Source organism: Vreelandella sp. L-15, from assembly GCF_056857635.1.
The window spans coordinates 27,650-43,415 of sequence record NZ_JBSXNN010000079.1 but is presented as its reverse complement, the minus strand read 5'-3'; the positions used below and the strand labels follow the sequence as shown (position 1 = coordinate 43,415).

The window sequence follows — 15,766 nt, the reverse complement described above, 5'->3', positions numbered from 1 at the left end:
CCTCTTCCTACAACACCGCTTTCTGGTTAAACGTTTTGGCCAGCTCTGCCAGCGCATTGAGATCACAGTAAGCTTGCGGCTCCATGATTAGCGCTTGGCCCATCAGCACGTTGCGTGCTTCCAGCTTGGCGCGCAGGGCAGTGTCTTCGATCTCTTCGAAGTCGGCATTGTGGGCCAGCGAGAGCACGCGGCGGTGCATTTCGATGCCGCAGTAGGCCAGCGCATCTTCACGGATCTCTTCCAGCAGCGCGTCGCAGGCGTCGTCGGCGCTGTTGCCCTGCTCTTCAAACAGCGCTCTGGGGAACAGAATACCGGTGCGCTCGGTTTGCCAGAGGTGGCGAAACTCCTCATCGAAGCGGGTAAAGCAATCGGTGATCACTTCTAAAATCCACGCTTGATACTCCTCCAGGTCACCTTCTTGGCGGTGGGCGGGCTGGCTAAAGTAGGCCATGAAGAAGTTGGCTACCGCCATGCCCAAGTCGAACGCCATCGGGCCGTATTGAGAAAATTCAGGGTCGATGACGCGCACGCTGGTGTCGGTGGCCATGATGGAGCCGGAGTGCAGGTCGCCGTGCAGCATGGTCTCGGTGTTGGCGGTGAACTTCATCAGCAGCCGCTGCACCTTGGCTTTCAGGCGGGCGTTGCGGCGCAGCTCGTCCACCACGGGCGATAGCTCGGGCGTGTGGCGGTTCATCTCCGCGCCGTAGTAGGGGTCGGTAAACACCAGCGATTCGGTGATCGCCGGAATCGCCACGTTGCCAGAGAACAACCCGACATCGGCTTTCTTATCCGGGCTTGCCATGGAGAGTTCAGAGCCGCGAAACGCCGTGCGCGCACAAAACTCACCCAACGTAGCGCCCAGCTCCGCCACCCGTTCGCCGCTGATCAGCTTGCGCCGCAGAATCACATGGGGGTGAAGATACTCCATCACGATCAATGCCTGGGGCTTATCGAAGTAGTACACCTCGGGGGCCACGCCGGGCGCGCGCTTGGCTTGACGCACTAAGGCGTAATATTCGAAATGGGCGCGATAGAGCGGCAGCGGCCAGCTCTCGCCCACCATGCGCACATAGGGCAGTGCCTGCTTGACCACCACGCTGCCGGTGCTGCCTGTCACGATAAACACCAGATTGAGGTTGCCGTCGCCTACTTCACGGATGTGCCACTCGGCGGGGTTGCCACCCACTCGGCTGGCGACGGCCTCCACACCGCCTAGCCGTTGGCCAAGGGTATCCACTCCCAACGCTTGATAAGTCTGCTCGTTTGCCACCGATGATTCCTCGCACAAAATGGATGTGTGTTTGTCATACCCCGGCAACGTTGTCAATTCAGTGCAGCATGATGGGGGCGCTACACCACTGGCTGCATCACTTTTTAAAATGCATTTCGCTCAGTACGCTTCTACACACCTCCTCTAACGCTTCAACGCTTCGACGCCACCTGTCATGCCGCCAAGCCTATCGCCAACAACGCCAACGCCCGCAATGCGGGGCGTTGGGGCTATTCCATTTACAACACTGGCGTGATCAGCCACCCGCAAAGGAGGCGTACATGATCACCACCAACACCACCAGCACGATACCGGTAGGCACCGCGCCTTTCCACGGGGTGAGATCGACATCGCCGGAGTCTTCCTGCACCCAGTCCGTAGCGCGGGGGCGCAGCTTACCGATCACCAGCATGACCGCCACTAGCAGCACGAACACCGCAGCGACGAAGTGGAACTCGTGCATCACTATGGGCAGCTTGTTGAACGGCGGCACGAAGTAGCCCGCCGCAATCAGCAAACAGCCGCCGACCAGCGCTACTTTCGCGGCCATGGGCGGTACGCGTTTGGTTAGCAGACCGACCAGCACTACGGCGAGAATCGGGATGAAGTAGATCGCGTTCATCTTCTGCAGGTAGCCGAACAGGCTGTCCTGGCCCGCCAGCAGCGGCGCAATAATCATGGTGGTAATCGCCATGGTCCAGCCAAACACCTTGCCAGACTTCACCACCTGCTCTTCCGTCGCATCTTTTTTCAGCACGCCTTTGTAGATGCCCAGGCTGAAGATCGTCGTGGTGCTGTTCAGCGCAGAGTTAAACGAGGAGAGAATGGCCCCGACCATGACGGCGGCAAAGAAGCCGGTCAGGTAGGGCGGCAGTACGTTGAACACTAGGTGGCCATACGCTTCATCGGCGCGAATGCCCTGGTCGGCATACAGGTGGTAGGCAATGATGCCGGGCAGTACTAGGTACAGCGGCCCCAAAAGCTTGAAGAAGCCGGTGAGCAGCACGCCTTTCTGGCCTTCGGCCAGGTTCTTGGCGGCAAAGGTGCGCTGGATAATTTGCTGGTTGGTGGTCCAGTAGAAGAGGTGAAGCAGCAGCACGCCGGTAAAGATAGTCGAGAACGGTACCTGCTGATCTGGCCCGCCCATGGAGTTGAACTTGCTGGGGTCGCTCTCTTTCAAGATGCTCCAGCCTTCCATCACGCCGCTGCCGCCGCTCACCGCCTGTAGGCCAAAGTAAACGATCACGAAGCCGCCAATCAGCAGACCAACCCCGTTTAAAGTGTCAGAAACGGCAACGGTACGCAGGCCGCCAAACAGCGCGTAGACCGCGCCAATCAGACCCACCGCCCATACCGTCGCCCAGAGCAGCACCGTGCTGGAGCCAATGCCGGTCAGGCCCTGTAAGTCCAGCATGCCCTGAAGGCCGATGGCCCCGGAGTAGAGGATGATCGGCAGCAGCACCACCGCGTAGGCAATCAGGAAGATAACGTTGGCAATCAGCTGCGTGCCTGTATCAAAACGGATCGCAAGCAGCTGCGGCAGCGTAGCAATGCCGCTTTTCAAAAAGCGCGGCAGGAAGAACAGCGCCAGCGCCACCAGGGCAATCACGGCGATCACTTCCCACGCCATGACGCTCAAACCATCGGTAAACGCGGACCCGTTCAGCCCCACCATCTGCTCGGTGGAGAGGTTGGTCATCAGCATGGACGCTGCGATCAGCGGAAAGGTCAGCGTGCGGCCTGCCAGGAAATAGCCGCTGGTGCTGCGGTGGTCATCACGCCGCGTGATGCGCCATGTGACAAAGGCCACCAGGCCCGTAAAAAACAGAAACGATGCCAGGGTTAGGGCATGCATGAGGGGAAGTCCTTCGAAGCGGTCGCGTCTAAAGCGGTGCCCAACACGGGCACGAAGAGCGGTATCAAGCGATACGACACGGTGAGTTTAGGTAAAAATACCAACCATCGCGGGATTCTAAGCAGGTGACACGTTTCATCTATTAGCCTTTAGTCGCAACAAAAGTCAAAAAATAGGTTTTTTTACTACTTACCAAGCGGCGCGACGAAAGGCGATGGATGATTGCCGCTCTCCAGCTAAGCTATGTCACAATGCTGACTGTTGACTGACCACACGTCATTAACCACAAGGATGCACACCGCCATGTTGCACTACCTACAGGGATTACCGTCTTTCTTCGCCTACCTGCTTGGCGCGCTCGCGCTGCTGGTGGCCTTCATGTACTGCTATAGCCGCCTAACCCCGCACCACGAGTGGGCGCTGATTCGAGCGGGCAATGCGGCGGCCGCCACCGCTTATGGCGGCTCTATCCTGGGTTTCACCCTCCCGCTCTACAGCGCCATGGCCCACTCCATTAGCTATATCGACTTCATTCTGTGGGGCGTGGTGGCCTTCGGCGTGCAGATCGCCACGTTCTTTGGCCTAAAACTATTTCTACGCCGCCAGGGCGAGAGCTTGTCTCAGCACATCACCGAAGGTCATCAAGCTTACGGCACGCTGGTGGGCAGCATCTCGATTGCCGTGGGCTTGATCAACGCAGCCTCAATGACCTGGTAACGGAGCGCACTCATGGAAAAGCAGACCCATCCCACTCACCTGCCCCGCCGTAAACGCAGCGCACGTCTCTCTTTGGCGATGATGGGAGCGAGTGCCTTCGGTTTGACCGCCTGCACTCAGCCCGCAGAGGACGAGCACCTCACCGATGTTCGCTTCGACGAGCCCAAAAGCTATCAAGGCGTCGAAGAGTGCGTAGCCGCCAACGTGTACACCCGCAGCGCCTGCGAAGACGCTTACGAGGCCTCTCTAGAGTCCGTGCCACGCTTCGACACCCTAGAAGCCTGCGAAGCCGAACACGGCGAAGGCGCCTGCGCAGCCCCCACCGACGAGCAGGCCCAGGCCACAGGCGGCGGCAGTTGGTTCATGCCTGCCATGATGGGCTATATGGTCGGTAACATGCTGGCGAATACCAGCCGAGGGCGCTCGTTTGAGCGCGTGTATCAAGAGCCGGTCTACCGCAACCGCCAAAACCAGGGCAACTGGAATGCTGCGGCCAGCCAGGCGACGCAACGGGTCAATCAGCGTAACGAGGCCCTGCGCAGCTCGGTGGTGCAAAACCGCCAAGCCACGACACGTCGCGGTTTGGGCACACGATCGGCCTCTTGGGGTTCCTAGCGTTTTGGGGTATTGACCACCGTTTGGGAGCTACCATGCTGCGCATCAACGTCTCTGAACGCCCGCAATGGAAAACCCTGGCCAAAGAGCTGGGGTTTCATTTCCATACCATTGATGGCGAACCCTACTGGAAAGAGGACGCCTACTACCAGTTCACCCTGGAGCAGGTGGAGCAAGAGATCGAAGCACCCACCGAAGCCCTGCACGAGATGTGTATGGAGCTGGTGGATAAGGTCTGTCACTCCAATGCCTTAATGCAGCGCCTCGCAATCCCCGAGCATATGTGGGACCTCATCCACCACTCCTGGCGCAGCGGGCAACCGCCCCTCTATGGGCGAATGGACTTTGCCTACTCAGGCAACGGCCCCGCCAAGCTGTTAGAGCTGAATTACGATACGCCCACCTCGCTCTATGAGGCGGGCTTTTTCCAGTGGGTATGGCTGGAGCAGGCGATTGAGCAAGGCATCCTGCCCCGCCACGCCGACCAGTACAACTCGATTCAAGAACGCCTGCTCAATGCCATGGCGCATCTGGGCGACCGCTTGGAAAACCGCACCCTCTACTTCTCCTGTGTGAAAGGCAGCGACGAGGAGCGCGCCACCGTCAGCTACTTGCAGGATATCGCTCTACAAGCAGGCTTACAGGCACCGTTTATCTACATCGAAGACATTGGCGTGGCCCCAGGAGTCGAGCACTTTGTCGATTTGGACGAGCAGCCGATTACCGCCCTGTTCAAGCTCTATCCGTGGGAAGAGATGGCGGTAGAAGCGTTTGGCGAGGCGGTCACGCAGCTCAACACCCACTGGTTCGAGCCGCCCTGGAAAGCCGTGCTCTCCAATAAAGGGATTCTGCCGCTGCTGTGGGAAGAGTTTGAAGGGCACCCGAATCTGCTACCAGCGTATTTTGAAAACGATAGTCACTCGCCGCTGGAAGCAGGCTGGGTGCGCAAGCCGTTTTTCTCACGGGAAGGGAGCAATATCAGTTTGATAACGCCCAGCGGCCAGCAAGAGAGCGTGGGCGGGCCTTACACTGATAACCCGTGGATACGCCAGGCGTACCACCCACTGCCGCGCTTTGGCGACATGCACGCGCTGATTGGCAGTTGGGTAGTGGGCGACCGCGCGTGTGGCATAGGCATTCGCGAAGACGTGGGACGTATTACCAAGGATACGTCGTGTTTTATTCCCCATGCCATTATTTAGTTGCTCGATCATTCTTTTTTCTAGCAACCGATTAAGTGCCTATTCAAAATTAATCGCGTGATTAGTTCGTAACCACCGAGTAAGCGGTGTACCTCTTCACATAGAGCACGTTACGCCCCTACGTCAGCGCTTTGTGGCAACCTAGTGACGAGCAGCGTGCCACGGCCCTCTTGGACCCTGATGCCCTGTTTCACGCCTATCAAAAGGGGCTTGGTTAGGCCGTGAGCTATGTCGCCTGCGTATGCTTTCAAGCTAGCGGCCACCGTGTGGCCTTAGAAGCGCGCTATATTCAACGCATCGATAGTACGCCCACTCATCATCGACACATCGCTGCCGATGCGCTACTGCTTAATCAGCCTAGCCACCCAACACGCTGGCCGCCCGCTCTCACCATCCGGCGCTGTGCGGCATCGCCCTGGAAGGGGAGCAGCTCACTCTGCTCCTAAACGGAGCTCGGCTAAGCCCACCTTCCGCCACTGCTTCAACCCACCAGCCATAAGCAGCGCATTGGGCTACCCTTCTCTACCCGGGTATGCGGGTCAATCACCGCCAGGGCATCGGCGGCTATACAGGATGAAAGCACCGCTGAGTTTTGGTCATCAAAGGCATCGGCCTCGATACCGCTAGGCGTAAAGCGCAGCGCTACCCGCATGTAGTGCTGGCGCGGGCCGGTCTCGGTGGCAAAGGTAGCCGTCGCCGTTAAGCACGGAAGCTCCGCTAGCGCAGGGCAGCCCAGTAGTGCCCCCATCAGTGGGCGTAGAAATAGCCACGCGCCCACAAACCCCGACACCGGGTTACCCGGCAGCCCCACAAACCGAGCATGACTGCCATCGTCGCGGGGCAAGCGACCCAGCGCTAGCGGCTTGCCAGGACGAATCGCCAGCTTCCACATATCGAGCTGCCCAAGCGACTCCAGCGCCGCTTTGACGTGATCCTCCTCCCCGACGCTGACACCACCGGTGCTCACCACCACATCGGCCTCGGCAGCGGCGTGGTTCAAGAGCGCCACGGTTTGGGCGTAGTCATCGGGCACGCTCACCAGCTGAACCACCTCAGCCCCGAACGTCTCCAGCAGCCGCTTGAGCATGGGGCGGTTGGAGTTATACAGCTGACCTGGTTTTAACGGCGTGCCGGGGTCGACGATCTCATCACCCGTGGAAAGCAGCGCCACCCGTGGGCGGCGTCGTACGCGAACCTCGGTGATGCCCTGCCCCGCCAAATGCCCTAACGCGGCGGCTTCCAAGCGTTCGCCAGCATTGAGCAGCACATCGCCTTGGCGCACGTCGCGGCCCTGCAGGCGAACGTTGTCTCCTTCAGGCACGTCCACGGGGATGAGCGCCTCGCCGTTCTCCTCAGCCACCCGCTCCTGCATCACCACGCAGTCGGCACCTGGCGGAATCTGCCCGCCGGTAAAGATTCGTGCGCAGGTGCCCGCCGCCAATGGCCGTGCCGTACTGCCCGCGGCAATCCGCTGGCTCACCGGCAGCCGCTTACCCGCGTCTAACGCGCACAGCGCATAGCCATCCATCGCACTGTTATCGAACGGCGGCACGTCCAGCGTGGCCGTGACCGGTTCGGCCAGCACGCGGCCAGCGGCGTCGCTCAACGCGACCCGTTCGGCATCGAGCGGCGTCACGTCGGCCAGCAGCGCTTCCAGCGCCGCTTCAATCGGCTGCAGATCAGCCATGCTGCCCCCGACCGGGAATCACCAGGTTGGCAAAGTTGCAGGGCTTATGGCGGCTATCGAGCTGTTCGGCCAGAATGCCATCCCAGCCGGTACGGCACGCACCGGTAGAGCCCGGCAAACAGAACACCACCGTGGCGTTAGCGAAGCCACCCAATGCGCGACTCTGGATCGTGGAGCTGCCGATCTCATCGCCGCTGAGCTGGCGAAAACGCTCACCAAAACCTTCGATACGTTTATCCAGCAGCACCGAGACCGCTTCGGGGGTGGAGTCGCGCCCGGTAAACCCTGTGCCGCCCGTGGTTAGCACCACCTGCACGCCGGGGTCGGCAATCCACTGCGCTACCACCGCACGGATCTGGTAAACGTCATCCGGTACGATCCGCTTATCCGCCAAACGGTGCCCCGCCTCAGTTAGCCGCTGCACCAGCGACTGCCCCGAGCGGTCGGTCTCTTCCGTCCGCGTATCGGAGACGGTGAGCACCGCAATGTTCAGCGCTTCCATGGCATCCATGGCGCTACTCCTTGTGCTCGTTGGGGGAGGCGTTGGCCTTTTTCTTGGCTTGGCGCGCTTCAAGAGCAGCCAGCTGTTCCGGCGTTGCCTCACCCTGGTGATTGGCTTTCCACTCGCTGTAGGGCATGCCGTAGACGTACTCGCGGGCGGCGTCCAGCTCAAGCTCGGTGCCGCGCTCATCGGCGGCGGTCACCAGCCACTTGGAGAGGCAGTTACGGCAGAAATCCGCCAGAATCATCAGGTCGATGTTCTGCACATCTTTATTGTCGTCCAGATGCTTAAGCAAGCGCCGAAAGGCGGCGGCTTCCAGCTCAGTGCGGGTGGTGGCATCCAGTTCGTCAAATGTCGCCATGGTGATTCCTCTTTCAAAAGTCATTGGAGTGCAGCATAACAAAAGACACCGCCCGAAGGCGGTGTCGAAGGGCGTTCACGTCCACTTATCTCGACGGCGTGACTCAGCTTGGCTTGGCTGCTGAAGGCTCACCGCTGCCGCCCGCTTTACGTGCGGCCAGTTCCTCTTCACTAACGGTCTGATCTTTAACCGCTTCATACCACAGGTTGTGGTGTTCTTTAGCCCAGGTTTCATCCACGTAGCCGGTGGTCATGCCTTCCAGCGCGCCTTCCGTACCTAATGTGCCGATGTAGATATGGCCCAGCGAGACGGCGGTCAAGCCCAGCGCGCCCACGGCGTGGATGATGTTGGCCCACTGCATGGTGTCGCGGCCCTGGTCAAAGTTGGGGAAGTCGAGCACGAAGCCACTCGCCACCACCAAAATGCCTACCGACGCTAGCAGCCAGTACCAGGCTTTTTCGCCACCGTTGGCAAAACCAGCATCTACATGGCCTTTGCCAATCATACCGCCGCCCTTTTTGAACCATACCCAGTCGTGCTTCTTGGGAATGTTCTCTTTGATCAGGCTAATCAGCATGATGACCAGCAGCACGCCAAAAATCGGCCCCAAGTAGTTGTGTAACACCTTGGACGCCGCGACCATCCAGCCCCAGACGGCATCGCCGAACAGCGTACGGAACACGAACTTGCCCAGCAGCAGGTTCAGCCCGGTCAGCGCCAGCGTGATGAACAGCGTCGCCACGGTCCAGTGCAGCGCGCGCATTAGCAGCGACCAGCGCAAGAGCTTGCGGCCCGTGCGCGGCTCTTCCAGGTATTTACGGCCAACGATGAAGTAAAACAGCGCAATCATCGCGGCCATGCCGCCGATGGCGATCAAGCCAAACGGCGATACCCAGCGATTGCGCAGTATCCGCCACGTTTCGCCGCTGGCGTTGATCAGGTTGTAGTTACTCTCGTGCCGGGAGTCACGGTAGTTCGGTCCCGTCTCGCCACTGCGTACTTGGCGCCACTGATCCGCCGTGATGCCGGGGGCGGCGGTGGTCATTTCGCGATCCGGGTCGGCTTGCGCCACGGCCATGTGGGTGACCCCCAAACTCGCAACCAACAGCACCAGCATTAGGCATAGACGCCAGCCACGCTGTAGCCAGCTAGCGGTGCCGCTAGGTGCCCGTGAGGGCACCTTTGTCATGGTCAACGTTGTCATGACACGCCTCCTTACCCTTTGCGGGCAGCATCATAGGCAAGGTTGTCAGTGCTAGCCCGAGGATTGTTCGACCACGCACCATCTTTATGGCCACGGTGTACCACGCGCTGGCGGAAGATATCGGCCACATCCTGCGCATCACCGGCCAGTAGCGCTTTGGTAGAGCACATTTCAGCACACAGCGGCAGTTTGCCTTCCGCGATGCGGTTGGAGCCGTACTTCTGGTACTCCTCTTCTTTGGTTTCCGCAGGGCCACCGGCACAGAAGGTGCACTTGTCCATCTTGCCGCGCTCGCCAAAGGCGTTCTGCTGGGGGAACTGCGGCGCGCCGAAGGGGCAGGCGTATAGGCAGTAACCACAGCCGATGCACAGGTCCTTGTCGTGCAGCACGATGCCATCGTCGGTTTTGTAGAAGCAGTCGGTAGGGCAAACCGCCATACAAGGGGCATCATCACAGTGCATACAGGCAACGGAAATGGACATTTCATCCGCTTCGCCGTCGTTCAGCGTGACCACGCGGCGGCGCTGGATGCCCCACTCGACGTCGTTGGCATTTTTACAGGCGGTGACGCAGCCGTTGCACTCGATGCAGCGCTCGGCGTCACACATAAATTTCATTTGAGCCATGGTGTTCTCCTCTTGCCGGTGCGGGCGTGCCCGCACCGGCATGCTGTCAGGTCAGGTCTTATTAGCTGGCGCGTTCGATACGGCAGATGGTGCACTTGGTCTCTTGCATCAGTGTCACCGGGTCGTAGCCGTAAGTGGTCGCCGTGTTGGCTGCCTCACCCTGAACATAGGGCGCCGTGCCTTCCGGGTAGCGATCATGCAGGTTCTCGCCCTGGAAGATGCCGCCAAAGTGGAACGGCATGAAGGCCACCTTGCGATCCACCCTGGGGGTGACCAGGGCTTTCACCTTGACGCGGCCGCCCTCGGCGCCTTCGACCCAGACATCGTCACCGTCACGTACGCCGATATCGTTGGCGTCGGCAGGGTTCATCTCGACGAACATTTCCTGTTGCAGCTCCGCCAGCCACGACATGGAGCGGGTTTCTTCGCCGCCACCTTCGTACTCGACCAAACGACCTGAGGTCAGAATGATCGGGTAGTCCGCGCTGTTGTCGCGCTCCTGGATGGTTCGATAGAGCGTGGGCAGACGCATGATGGAGTCAAAGTCGTCCCACGTGGGGTAGCGCTCGACCAGGTCACGACGAGTGGTGTAGAGCGGCTCGCGGTGCTTCGGCACCGCGTCCGGGAACGTCCACACCACGGCACGGGCCTTGGCATTACCATAAGGCGCACAGCCGTGTTCGATAGCAACGCGCTGGATACCGCCGGAGAAGTCGGTTTTCCAGTTTTTACCTTCAGCAGCCTCTTTCTCTTCGGCCGTCAGGTCATCCCACCAGCCCAGGTCTTTCAGCAACTGGTCGTTGAACTCCGGATAACCGTCGTCGATGTCGCCGCCTACCGGGGCCGAGCCTTCGGCCAGCAGGTTGACGCCGTTACGCTCGATGCCAAAGCGGGCGCGGAAGCCCATGCCGCCCTCCATCACGGGCACGCTGGTATCGTAGAGGTTCGGGGAGCCCGGGTGACGGAATTCCGGGGTGCCCCAGCAAGGCCACGGCAAACCGTAGTAGTCGCCATCGGCAGGGCCGCCCTGGGCACGCAGGTTCTCAAAACTGAAGGTGTGCCAGTTTTGCTGGTGCTCTTTCAAGCGCTCTGGGCTTTGGCCGGTGTAACCGACGGTCCACATACCTCTGTTAATTTCACGCAGAATATCTTCGATCAGCGGCTCGTCGCCGTTCATTTCATAGTTCTTGACCAGCTCATTACCGAAGCCCAGCTTGCGGGCAAACAGGTACATGATTTCATGGTCGGGCTTGGACTCGAACAGCGGTTCGATGACTTGGTCACGCCACTGAATCGAGCGGTTGGTGGCAGTCACACTACCGGTGGTTTCAAACTGCGTGGCAGCGGGCAGCAGGTAAACGCCGTCGGTGCGGTCGTGCATGACGGACGCGACAGTGGGATAAGGGTCGACGATGACCATCATCTCCAGTTTCTGCATCGCCTTTTGCATTTCAACGCCGCGGGTTTGCGAGTTGACCGCGTGGCCCCAGTAGAACATCGCTTTCAGCGCGGTGCGCTGGGAGATGTTTTCGTCCTCTTCCAGCACGCCATCTACCCAACGGGAGACGGTAATACCGCTGGAGTACATGGGCTTGCCGTCGGCGTACTCGGTGTCGTCGAAGCGGCCTTTCAGCCACTCGTAGTCTACGTCCCACACATTGGCCCAGTGCTGCCAAGCGCCTTCTGCTAAGCCGTAGTAGCCCGGCAGTGAATCAGACCCCAGGCCCAAATCGGTGGCACCCTGTACGTTGTCGTGACCACGCAGGATGTTGGCACCGCCGCCAGACTTGCCGATATTGCCCAGTGCCAGCTCCAGGATGCAGTAGGCGCGGGTGTTGTTGTTGCCGGTGGTGTGCTGAGTACCGCCCATACACCAGACCACACAGCCCGGACGGTTGTCGGAAAGCCGCTTGGCCACCTCGAACATGTCGGCTTCCGAGACGCCGGTGATGTCTTCCACGACGCTGGGCGGGAACTGGGCGACTTCGGCACGCACTTCATCCATGCCGTAGACGCGCTGGTTGATGTATTCGCGGTCTTCCCAGCCGTTTTCGAAAATGTGCCACAACAGGCCCCAGATGTAGGCCACATCGGAGCCAGGGCGGATGCGCACGTACTTGTTGGCCTTGGCGGCCGTACGCGTGAAGCGCGGATCGGCAACGATGATGTCGCAGTTGTTGCGCTCTTTGGCAATCAGGAAGTGCTGCATCGCCACCGGGTGGGCTTCACTGGGGTTGGAGCCGATGAACAGCATGGAGCGGCTGTTGTGCATATCGTTGAGCGAGTTGGTCATCGCCCCGTAGCCCCAGGTATTGGCCACACCCGCTACCGTGGTGGAGTGGCAAATACGCGCCTGGTGGTCGGTGTTGTTGGTGCCCCACATGGAGGCGAGCTTGCGCATCAGGTACGCCTGCTCGTTACTGAACTTGGCCGACCCCAGCCAGTAAACGCTGTCGGGGCCGTGGGCGTCGCGCAGTTCCAGCAGCTTGTCGCCGATCTCATTGACGGCGTCGTCCCAGCTCAGGCGCTGCCATTCACCGGCGACCAGTTTCATCGGGTACTTCAGGCGGCGCGTGGAGTGGCCGTGCTGGCGGAGCGACGCACCTTTGGCACAGTGAGCGCCACGGTTGATCGGGTGGTCGAAGGCGGGCTCTTGCTTGGTCCAGATGCCCTCTTGAACCTCGGCATACACACCGCAGCCTACCGAGCAGTGGGAGCAGATGGTGCGCTTCGTTTCTACCGGGGAGTCGAGTACCGGCGTTTTATCAGCCGCTTCAGTGCGCTGCATCATCGGCGCGCCCATAAAGCCTGCCGCAGCCACCCCTCCGGTGGCTACACCCGTGCGCTTTAGGAACTGACGACGGGAAATACCCAACCCAGTGGTAGCGGGGGTGTTCGTTTTGCGAGTTAGACGCATGGCAAATCTCCTGGCAGTTCGCCGTCAGTCACGCAGCGAGGCGTAATAAGCACGAATATGGTCGGTCTCGCGGTAGTTCACCGCCTGCTTGTCGCGCTCAACCGGACTTTTATCATCTGCCTGTGCCAGCGTGACGTGGCCTACCGCAACGGCTGCGCCCGCAGCGGCGGTGCCTAAACCAACGGTTTTCATAAACCGGCGGCGCTCAGGGTTATGTGACTGGTGCATGGGGTTCTCCTCTTTCATGCCCTTTTTTATGCGTGGCCCGTAGGCCCTGTTGTTCGCTTACCGCTGCGCACGGTCACGTCACGGTGTGGCTTTGCGCGCTGCACCGGCATCATAGGAAGCAGGCTCCACTATGCGCACCGGTTGATAGGCCGCTTGATCGCTCAAACGTGCCTGTTCGCTCTCCATAAAAGCACTACCCAACTGCCCCAGTGCTGAATAGAAAGCGGTGTCTACTTTTGCAAGGTCATCCCAACAGCGGCTAGCCCAGGGGGCAAGGTGCTGTTGGAAAAAGGTGAACTGTTCACTACTTTGCGCGGCGATGAGCATGGCCATCACTTCGCACATCGCCGCCAAGTGATCCTCTGGGTCCCGGGTATGCTCGCTGCGCTCAAAGCCTAGCACTCGGAGATCTTGGCGCAGCGCGACCAGCGCGGCTTCCATCAGCTCGCCGTTGCGGTACCAGGATGCATAGGGCACAACGTCGCCTTGAATGACGCCTACTAAGTGGCGGAAATGCGCACGCTTCAGGCTGTCCACATCGCTTTGGCTTGCCGCTTTTGACAGCGCGGCCCAGTATTCGGCAATGCGGCTACCATCTTGCTCAATATCGAGACTTTCTAGCCACGCCAGTAGCTCGCTGTCCGGCGCTTGGCGCAGCAGACTGGCAAACAGCTGGTAGATATCCATTCGCAGCGCATCGGTTTCACTTAGCGTCGGCATTGCATCGCTCATTGCTTTACACCTTTAGTTGCGCTTCAGGGTCACGAGCCATGGTTTTCCACACGTCTTTCACCCGACAGTCTTCACACATTTCTAAGCGCGTCATGGCATCACCGGCAAAGTAAGGGTGGTTGGCCAGCTTGGCTTTAATGGTGGCAACGGTGCTGGCGGTGGCAAACGGCTTACCGCAGCTAATACATTCGAAAGCCGCCTCTTCGTGGCAAATATGCCGCGTTTCGCGCGCAGGTGCCGCGAGGAAGCCTGGCTCCAGCGTGATGGCGTCTTCAGGGCAGGCCTGTTCGCAGAGCCCGCACTGTACACAATCGGCTTCCAGGAAGCTAAGCGCGGGGGTATTACCGCCGGACTTAAGCGCAGGCGTTGGGCAATTGCTGACACAGGCGTGGCACAGCGTACAGGCCGCGCTATCGACATTAATGCCGCCGTAAGCCGCCCCTTGAGGCATGGCGTGGCGCTCACCGCTGGGAGCCCCCAGTTCAGCCAACCGCGCCAGCACAACGTTCAGGCGAGCACGCTTATTAGGCTCATTAAAGCTCAATGGCGACTCGGTGAGCGGTGTTAGGCTGGGCAGCGCATCTCGCTCGCCCTCGGCATCTACCGACAGTAGCTTAATACGCGCGGCGTCGTGGCCTAGCGCGGCCAGCAGACTATGGGCCTGAGCGATTTGATGCTCTAAAAATGCGCTGAGCCGGGGCGGCATGCCGTCGTGAAGCTGAATGCGCACTTCAGAAGCGCCGCTGGCGAGCGCCGTCAGCCACTGGTCGTGACCCGCCGCGCCCAGCTCTTCCAAGGGGGCATCAATGATGTGGCCCGGCGTGGTAATGCCTGCAGCACGCTCAGCTTCCAGCGAGTCATGGGTAATAAAGCGCAGCACCGGCACCTCGCCACCGGCGTCCCGATAAGCAGTGAGCCAAGTGGCTAACGTATCCTGCTGACGGCGGGTTTCCGGCAGGCGAAACTCGATGGCACCCGTAGGGCACGCACTGGTGCAACTGCCTACGCCTTGGCAAAGGAAAGGATCAATCTCAATGCGCGACTCAATGCGGCCTTGGATGCTAGAAATTGCATCCGCCGGGCAGACGTCGAGGCAGCGAGTGCAACCGACGTTACCACTGGAAGAGTGGGCACAAAGATCGGTATTGACCTGGAAATAGCGCGGTTTATCGAACTCACCGACCAGCTCCGTCACGCTCTCTAACACGTCGGCACGCTCAGCTTCCTGGCGCTCCCACGCGAGGCGCAGGTAGCCCGGCGGGGGCAGTTCCCAAGAAGCGACGTTAAGTGCTCCCTCCGAAAGGTCCAGCACTACGTCAAACACGTCCCGCTCAATCAGCGCTTGGGCAAGATTGAGAGAGTCGCCATCGTCTTGGCTCAGAGTGGCACGAAAACCACCCAAATGACCCGCGATGTTAAGCTGTGACTGTTGATGCGCACTCAGCACTTGAGCGATCAGCGGCTCGCTGGCGACGGGAAGATCAACGGCCTCATCTGTGGTCAGCATCGTGAGGGACGCTAATCCTCGCCCCTGAAGCACTCGTGCCGCTTGAGTCACTGACGGCGCACTACCGAGCAGCAGCACATGACCGCGGCTGTGGTAGGTCACGTTGGCAGGCGTTAAATTCACCGGCCATGAGATACGCCGACGCACCGCTTCACGAGCGGCGACGTTGCGCTGGTCGTCAATCGACGCCAGTTGGATTCGTTGGTTCATGCATTCTCACGGTCAAGAGGTCGTTTTTGTTATAATTAGAGATTAGATTTTGTCATCTCACCACGGATGACTTTCGGCGTTATAACGACATAGCTTCTTGTATCAGCGTATGGCGAAAACAGCTTTTTTGCCA

Annotated in this window: 14 protein-coding genes; 3 read left to right on the top strand and 11 right to left on the bottom strand. The window is 59.8% G+C overall.

What is annotated here, in order from left to right:
* Positions 1-7: 7 nt before the first annotated feature.
* A complete protein-coding gene (gene mtnK / locus AC13CY_RS11645; RefSeq protein ID WP_483052540.1) occupies positions 8-1,270 on the bottom strand; it encodes an S-methyl-5-thioribose kinase in 1,263 nt (420 codons plus the stop codon).
* Between the two features lie 256 nt (positions 1,271-1,526).
* Positions 1,527-3,125 carry a solute:sodium symporter family transporter gene (locus AC13CY_RS11640; protein WP_273424819.1) on the bottom strand — a complete coding sequence of 533 codons (1,599 nt, stop codon included), beginning with the start codon at positions 3,123-3,125 and terminating at the stop codon, positions 1,527-1,529.
* Positions 3,126-3,428: 303 nt separating this feature from the next.
* Here AC13CY_RS11640 and AC13CY_RS11635 point away from each other — a divergent pair, with 303 nt between their 5' ends.
* From AC13CY_RS11635 to AC13CY_RS11625, 3 genes are read left to right on the top strand one after another with little or no spacing between them, the layout of a single operon-like run.
* Positions 3,429-3,842: a DUF350 domain-containing protein gene (locus tag AC13CY_RS11635; protein WP_044630035.1), complete on the top strand. Its 414-nt coding sequence runs from the start codon at positions 3,429-3,431 to the stop codon at positions 3,840-3,842.
* Between the two features lie 12 nt (positions 3,843-3,854).
* Positions 3,855-4,457, top strand: coding sequence for a DUF1190 domain-containing protein (locus AC13CY_RS11630; protein ID WP_457824816.1), 603 nt, complete (start codon positions 3,855-3,857; stop codon positions 4,455-4,457).
* Between the two features lie 35 nt (positions 4,458-4,492).
* Complete coding sequence (locus AC13CY_RS11625; RefSeq protein ID WP_457824817.1) at positions 4,493-5,659, top strand: glutathionylspermidine synthase family protein; 1,167 nt, start codon at positions 4,493-4,495, stop codon at positions 5,657-5,659.
* A gap of 481 nt (positions 5,660-6,140) precedes the next feature.
* Here the strand turns inward: AC13CY_RS11625 and AC13CY_RS11620 are convergent, their stop codons facing one another.
* The 9 genes from AC13CY_RS11620 to AC13CY_RS11580 all read right to left on the bottom strand — a co-directional run bounded on the left by AC13CY_RS11620 (position 6,141) and on the right by AC13CY_RS11580 (position 15,633).
* Positions 6,141-7,346, bottom strand: a complete 1,206-nt coding sequence (locus AC13CY_RS11620; protein ID WP_457824818.1) for a molybdopterin molybdotransferase MoeA — start codon at positions 7,344-7,346, stop codon at positions 6,141-6,143.
* Positions 7,339-7,857, bottom strand: coding sequence for a molybdenum cofactor biosynthesis protein B (moaB, locus tag AC13CY_RS11615; protein WP_016915144.1), 519 nt, complete (start codon positions 7,855-7,857; stop codon positions 7,339-7,341). Before moaB ends, AC13CY_RS11620 begins: the two co-directional genes overlap by 8 nt.
* A gap of 4 nt (positions 7,858-7,861) precedes the next feature.
* Positions 7,862-8,209 carry a DUF1244 domain-containing protein gene (locus AC13CY_RS11610; protein WP_062372825.1) on the bottom strand — a complete coding sequence of 116 codons (348 nt, stop codon included), beginning with the start codon at positions 8,207-8,209 and terminating at the stop codon, positions 7,862-7,864.
* Positions 8,210-8,312: 103 nt separating this feature from the next.
* Positions 8,313-9,413 (bottom strand): formate dehydrogenase subunit gamma, encoded by a 1,101-nt coding sequence (locus AC13CY_RS11605; RefSeq protein ID WP_054645124.1) that lies wholly within the window; start codon positions 9,411-9,413, stop codon positions 8,313-8,315.
* An 11-nt stretch (positions 9,414-9,424) separates the two neighbouring features.
* Positions 9,425-10,039: a formate dehydrogenase FDH3 subunit beta gene (fdh3B, locus tag AC13CY_RS11600; protein WP_054645125.1), complete on the bottom strand. Its 615-nt coding sequence runs from the start codon at positions 10,037-10,039 to the stop codon at positions 9,425-9,427.
* A 61-nt stretch (positions 10,040-10,100) separates the two neighbouring features.
* A complete protein-coding gene (locus tag AC13CY_RS11595) occupies positions 10,101-12,956 on the bottom strand; it encodes a molybdopterin-dependent oxidoreductase (protein ID WP_483052539.1) in 2,856 nt (951 codons plus the stop codon).
* Between the two features lie 24 nt (positions 12,957-12,980).
* Positions 12,981-13,184: a twin-arginine translocation signal domain-containing protein gene (locus AC13CY_RS11590; RefSeq protein ID WP_052509959.1), complete on the bottom strand. Its 204-nt coding sequence runs from the start codon at positions 13,182-13,184 to the stop codon at positions 12,981-12,983.
* Between the two features lie 78 nt (positions 13,185-13,262).
* Positions 13,263-13,916, bottom strand: a complete 654-nt coding sequence (locus AC13CY_RS11585; protein ID WP_253028051.1) for a TorD/DmsD family molecular chaperone — start codon at positions 13,914-13,916, stop codon at positions 13,263-13,265.
* A 4-nt stretch (positions 13,917-13,920) separates the two neighbouring features.
* Entirely contained in the window at positions 13,921-15,633 is a 1,713-nt protein-coding gene (locus AC13CY_RS11580; protein WP_058578152.1) for a 4Fe-4S dicluster domain-containing protein, read from the bottom strand.
* Positions 15,634-15,766 lie beyond the last annotated feature (133 nt).

Coding starts and splice junctions, on each gene's coding strand:
- moaB (WP_016915144.1), bottom strand. CDS start 7,857: ATGGATGCCATGGAAGCGCTGAACATTGCGGTGCTCACCGTCTCCGAT.
- AC13CY_RS11625 (WP_457824817.1), top strand. CDS start 4,493: ATGCTGCGCATCAACGTCTCTGAACGCCCGCAATGGAAAACCCTGGCC.
- AC13CY_RS11635 (WP_044630035.1), top strand. CDS start 3,429: ATGTTGCACTACCTACAGGGATTACCGTCTTTCTTCGCCTACCTGCTT.
- AC13CY_RS11580 (WP_058578152.1), bottom strand. CDS start 15,633: ATGAACCAACGAATCCAACTGGCGTCGATTGACGACCAGCGCAACGTC.
- AC13CY_RS11610 (WP_062372825.1), bottom strand. CDS start 8,209: ATGGCGACATTTGACGAACTGGATGCCACCACCCGCACTGAGCTGGAA.
- AC13CY_RS11585 (WP_253028051.1), bottom strand. CDS start 13,916: ATGAGCGATGCAATGCCGACGCTAAGTGAAACCGATGCGCTGCGAATG.
- AC13CY_RS11605 (WP_054645124.1), bottom strand. CDS start 9,413: ATGACAACGTTGACCATGACAAAGGTGCCCTCACGGGCACCTAGCGGC.
- AC13CY_RS11630 (WP_457824816.1), top strand. CDS start 3,855: ATGGAAAAGCAGACCCATCCCACTCACCTGCCCCGCCGTAAACGCAGC.
- fdh3B (WP_054645125.1), bottom strand. CDS start 10,039: ATGGCTCAAATGAAATTTATGTGTGACGCCGAGCGCTGCATCGAGTGC.
- AC13CY_RS11590 (WP_052509959.1), bottom strand. CDS start 13,184: ATGCACCAGTCACATAACCCTGAGCGCCGCCGGTTTATGAAAACCGTT.
- AC13CY_RS11620 (WP_457824818.1), bottom strand. CDS start 7,346: ATGGCTGATCTGCAGCCGATTGAAGCGGCGCTGGAAGCGCTGCTGGCC.
- AC13CY_RS11595 (WP_483052539.1), bottom strand. CDS start 12,956: ATGCGTCTAACTCGCAAAACGAACACCCCCGCTACCACTGGGTTGGGT.
- AC13CY_RS11640 (WP_273424819.1), bottom strand. CDS start 3,125: ATGCATGCCCTAACCCTGGCATCGTTTCTGTTTTTTACGGGCCTGGTG.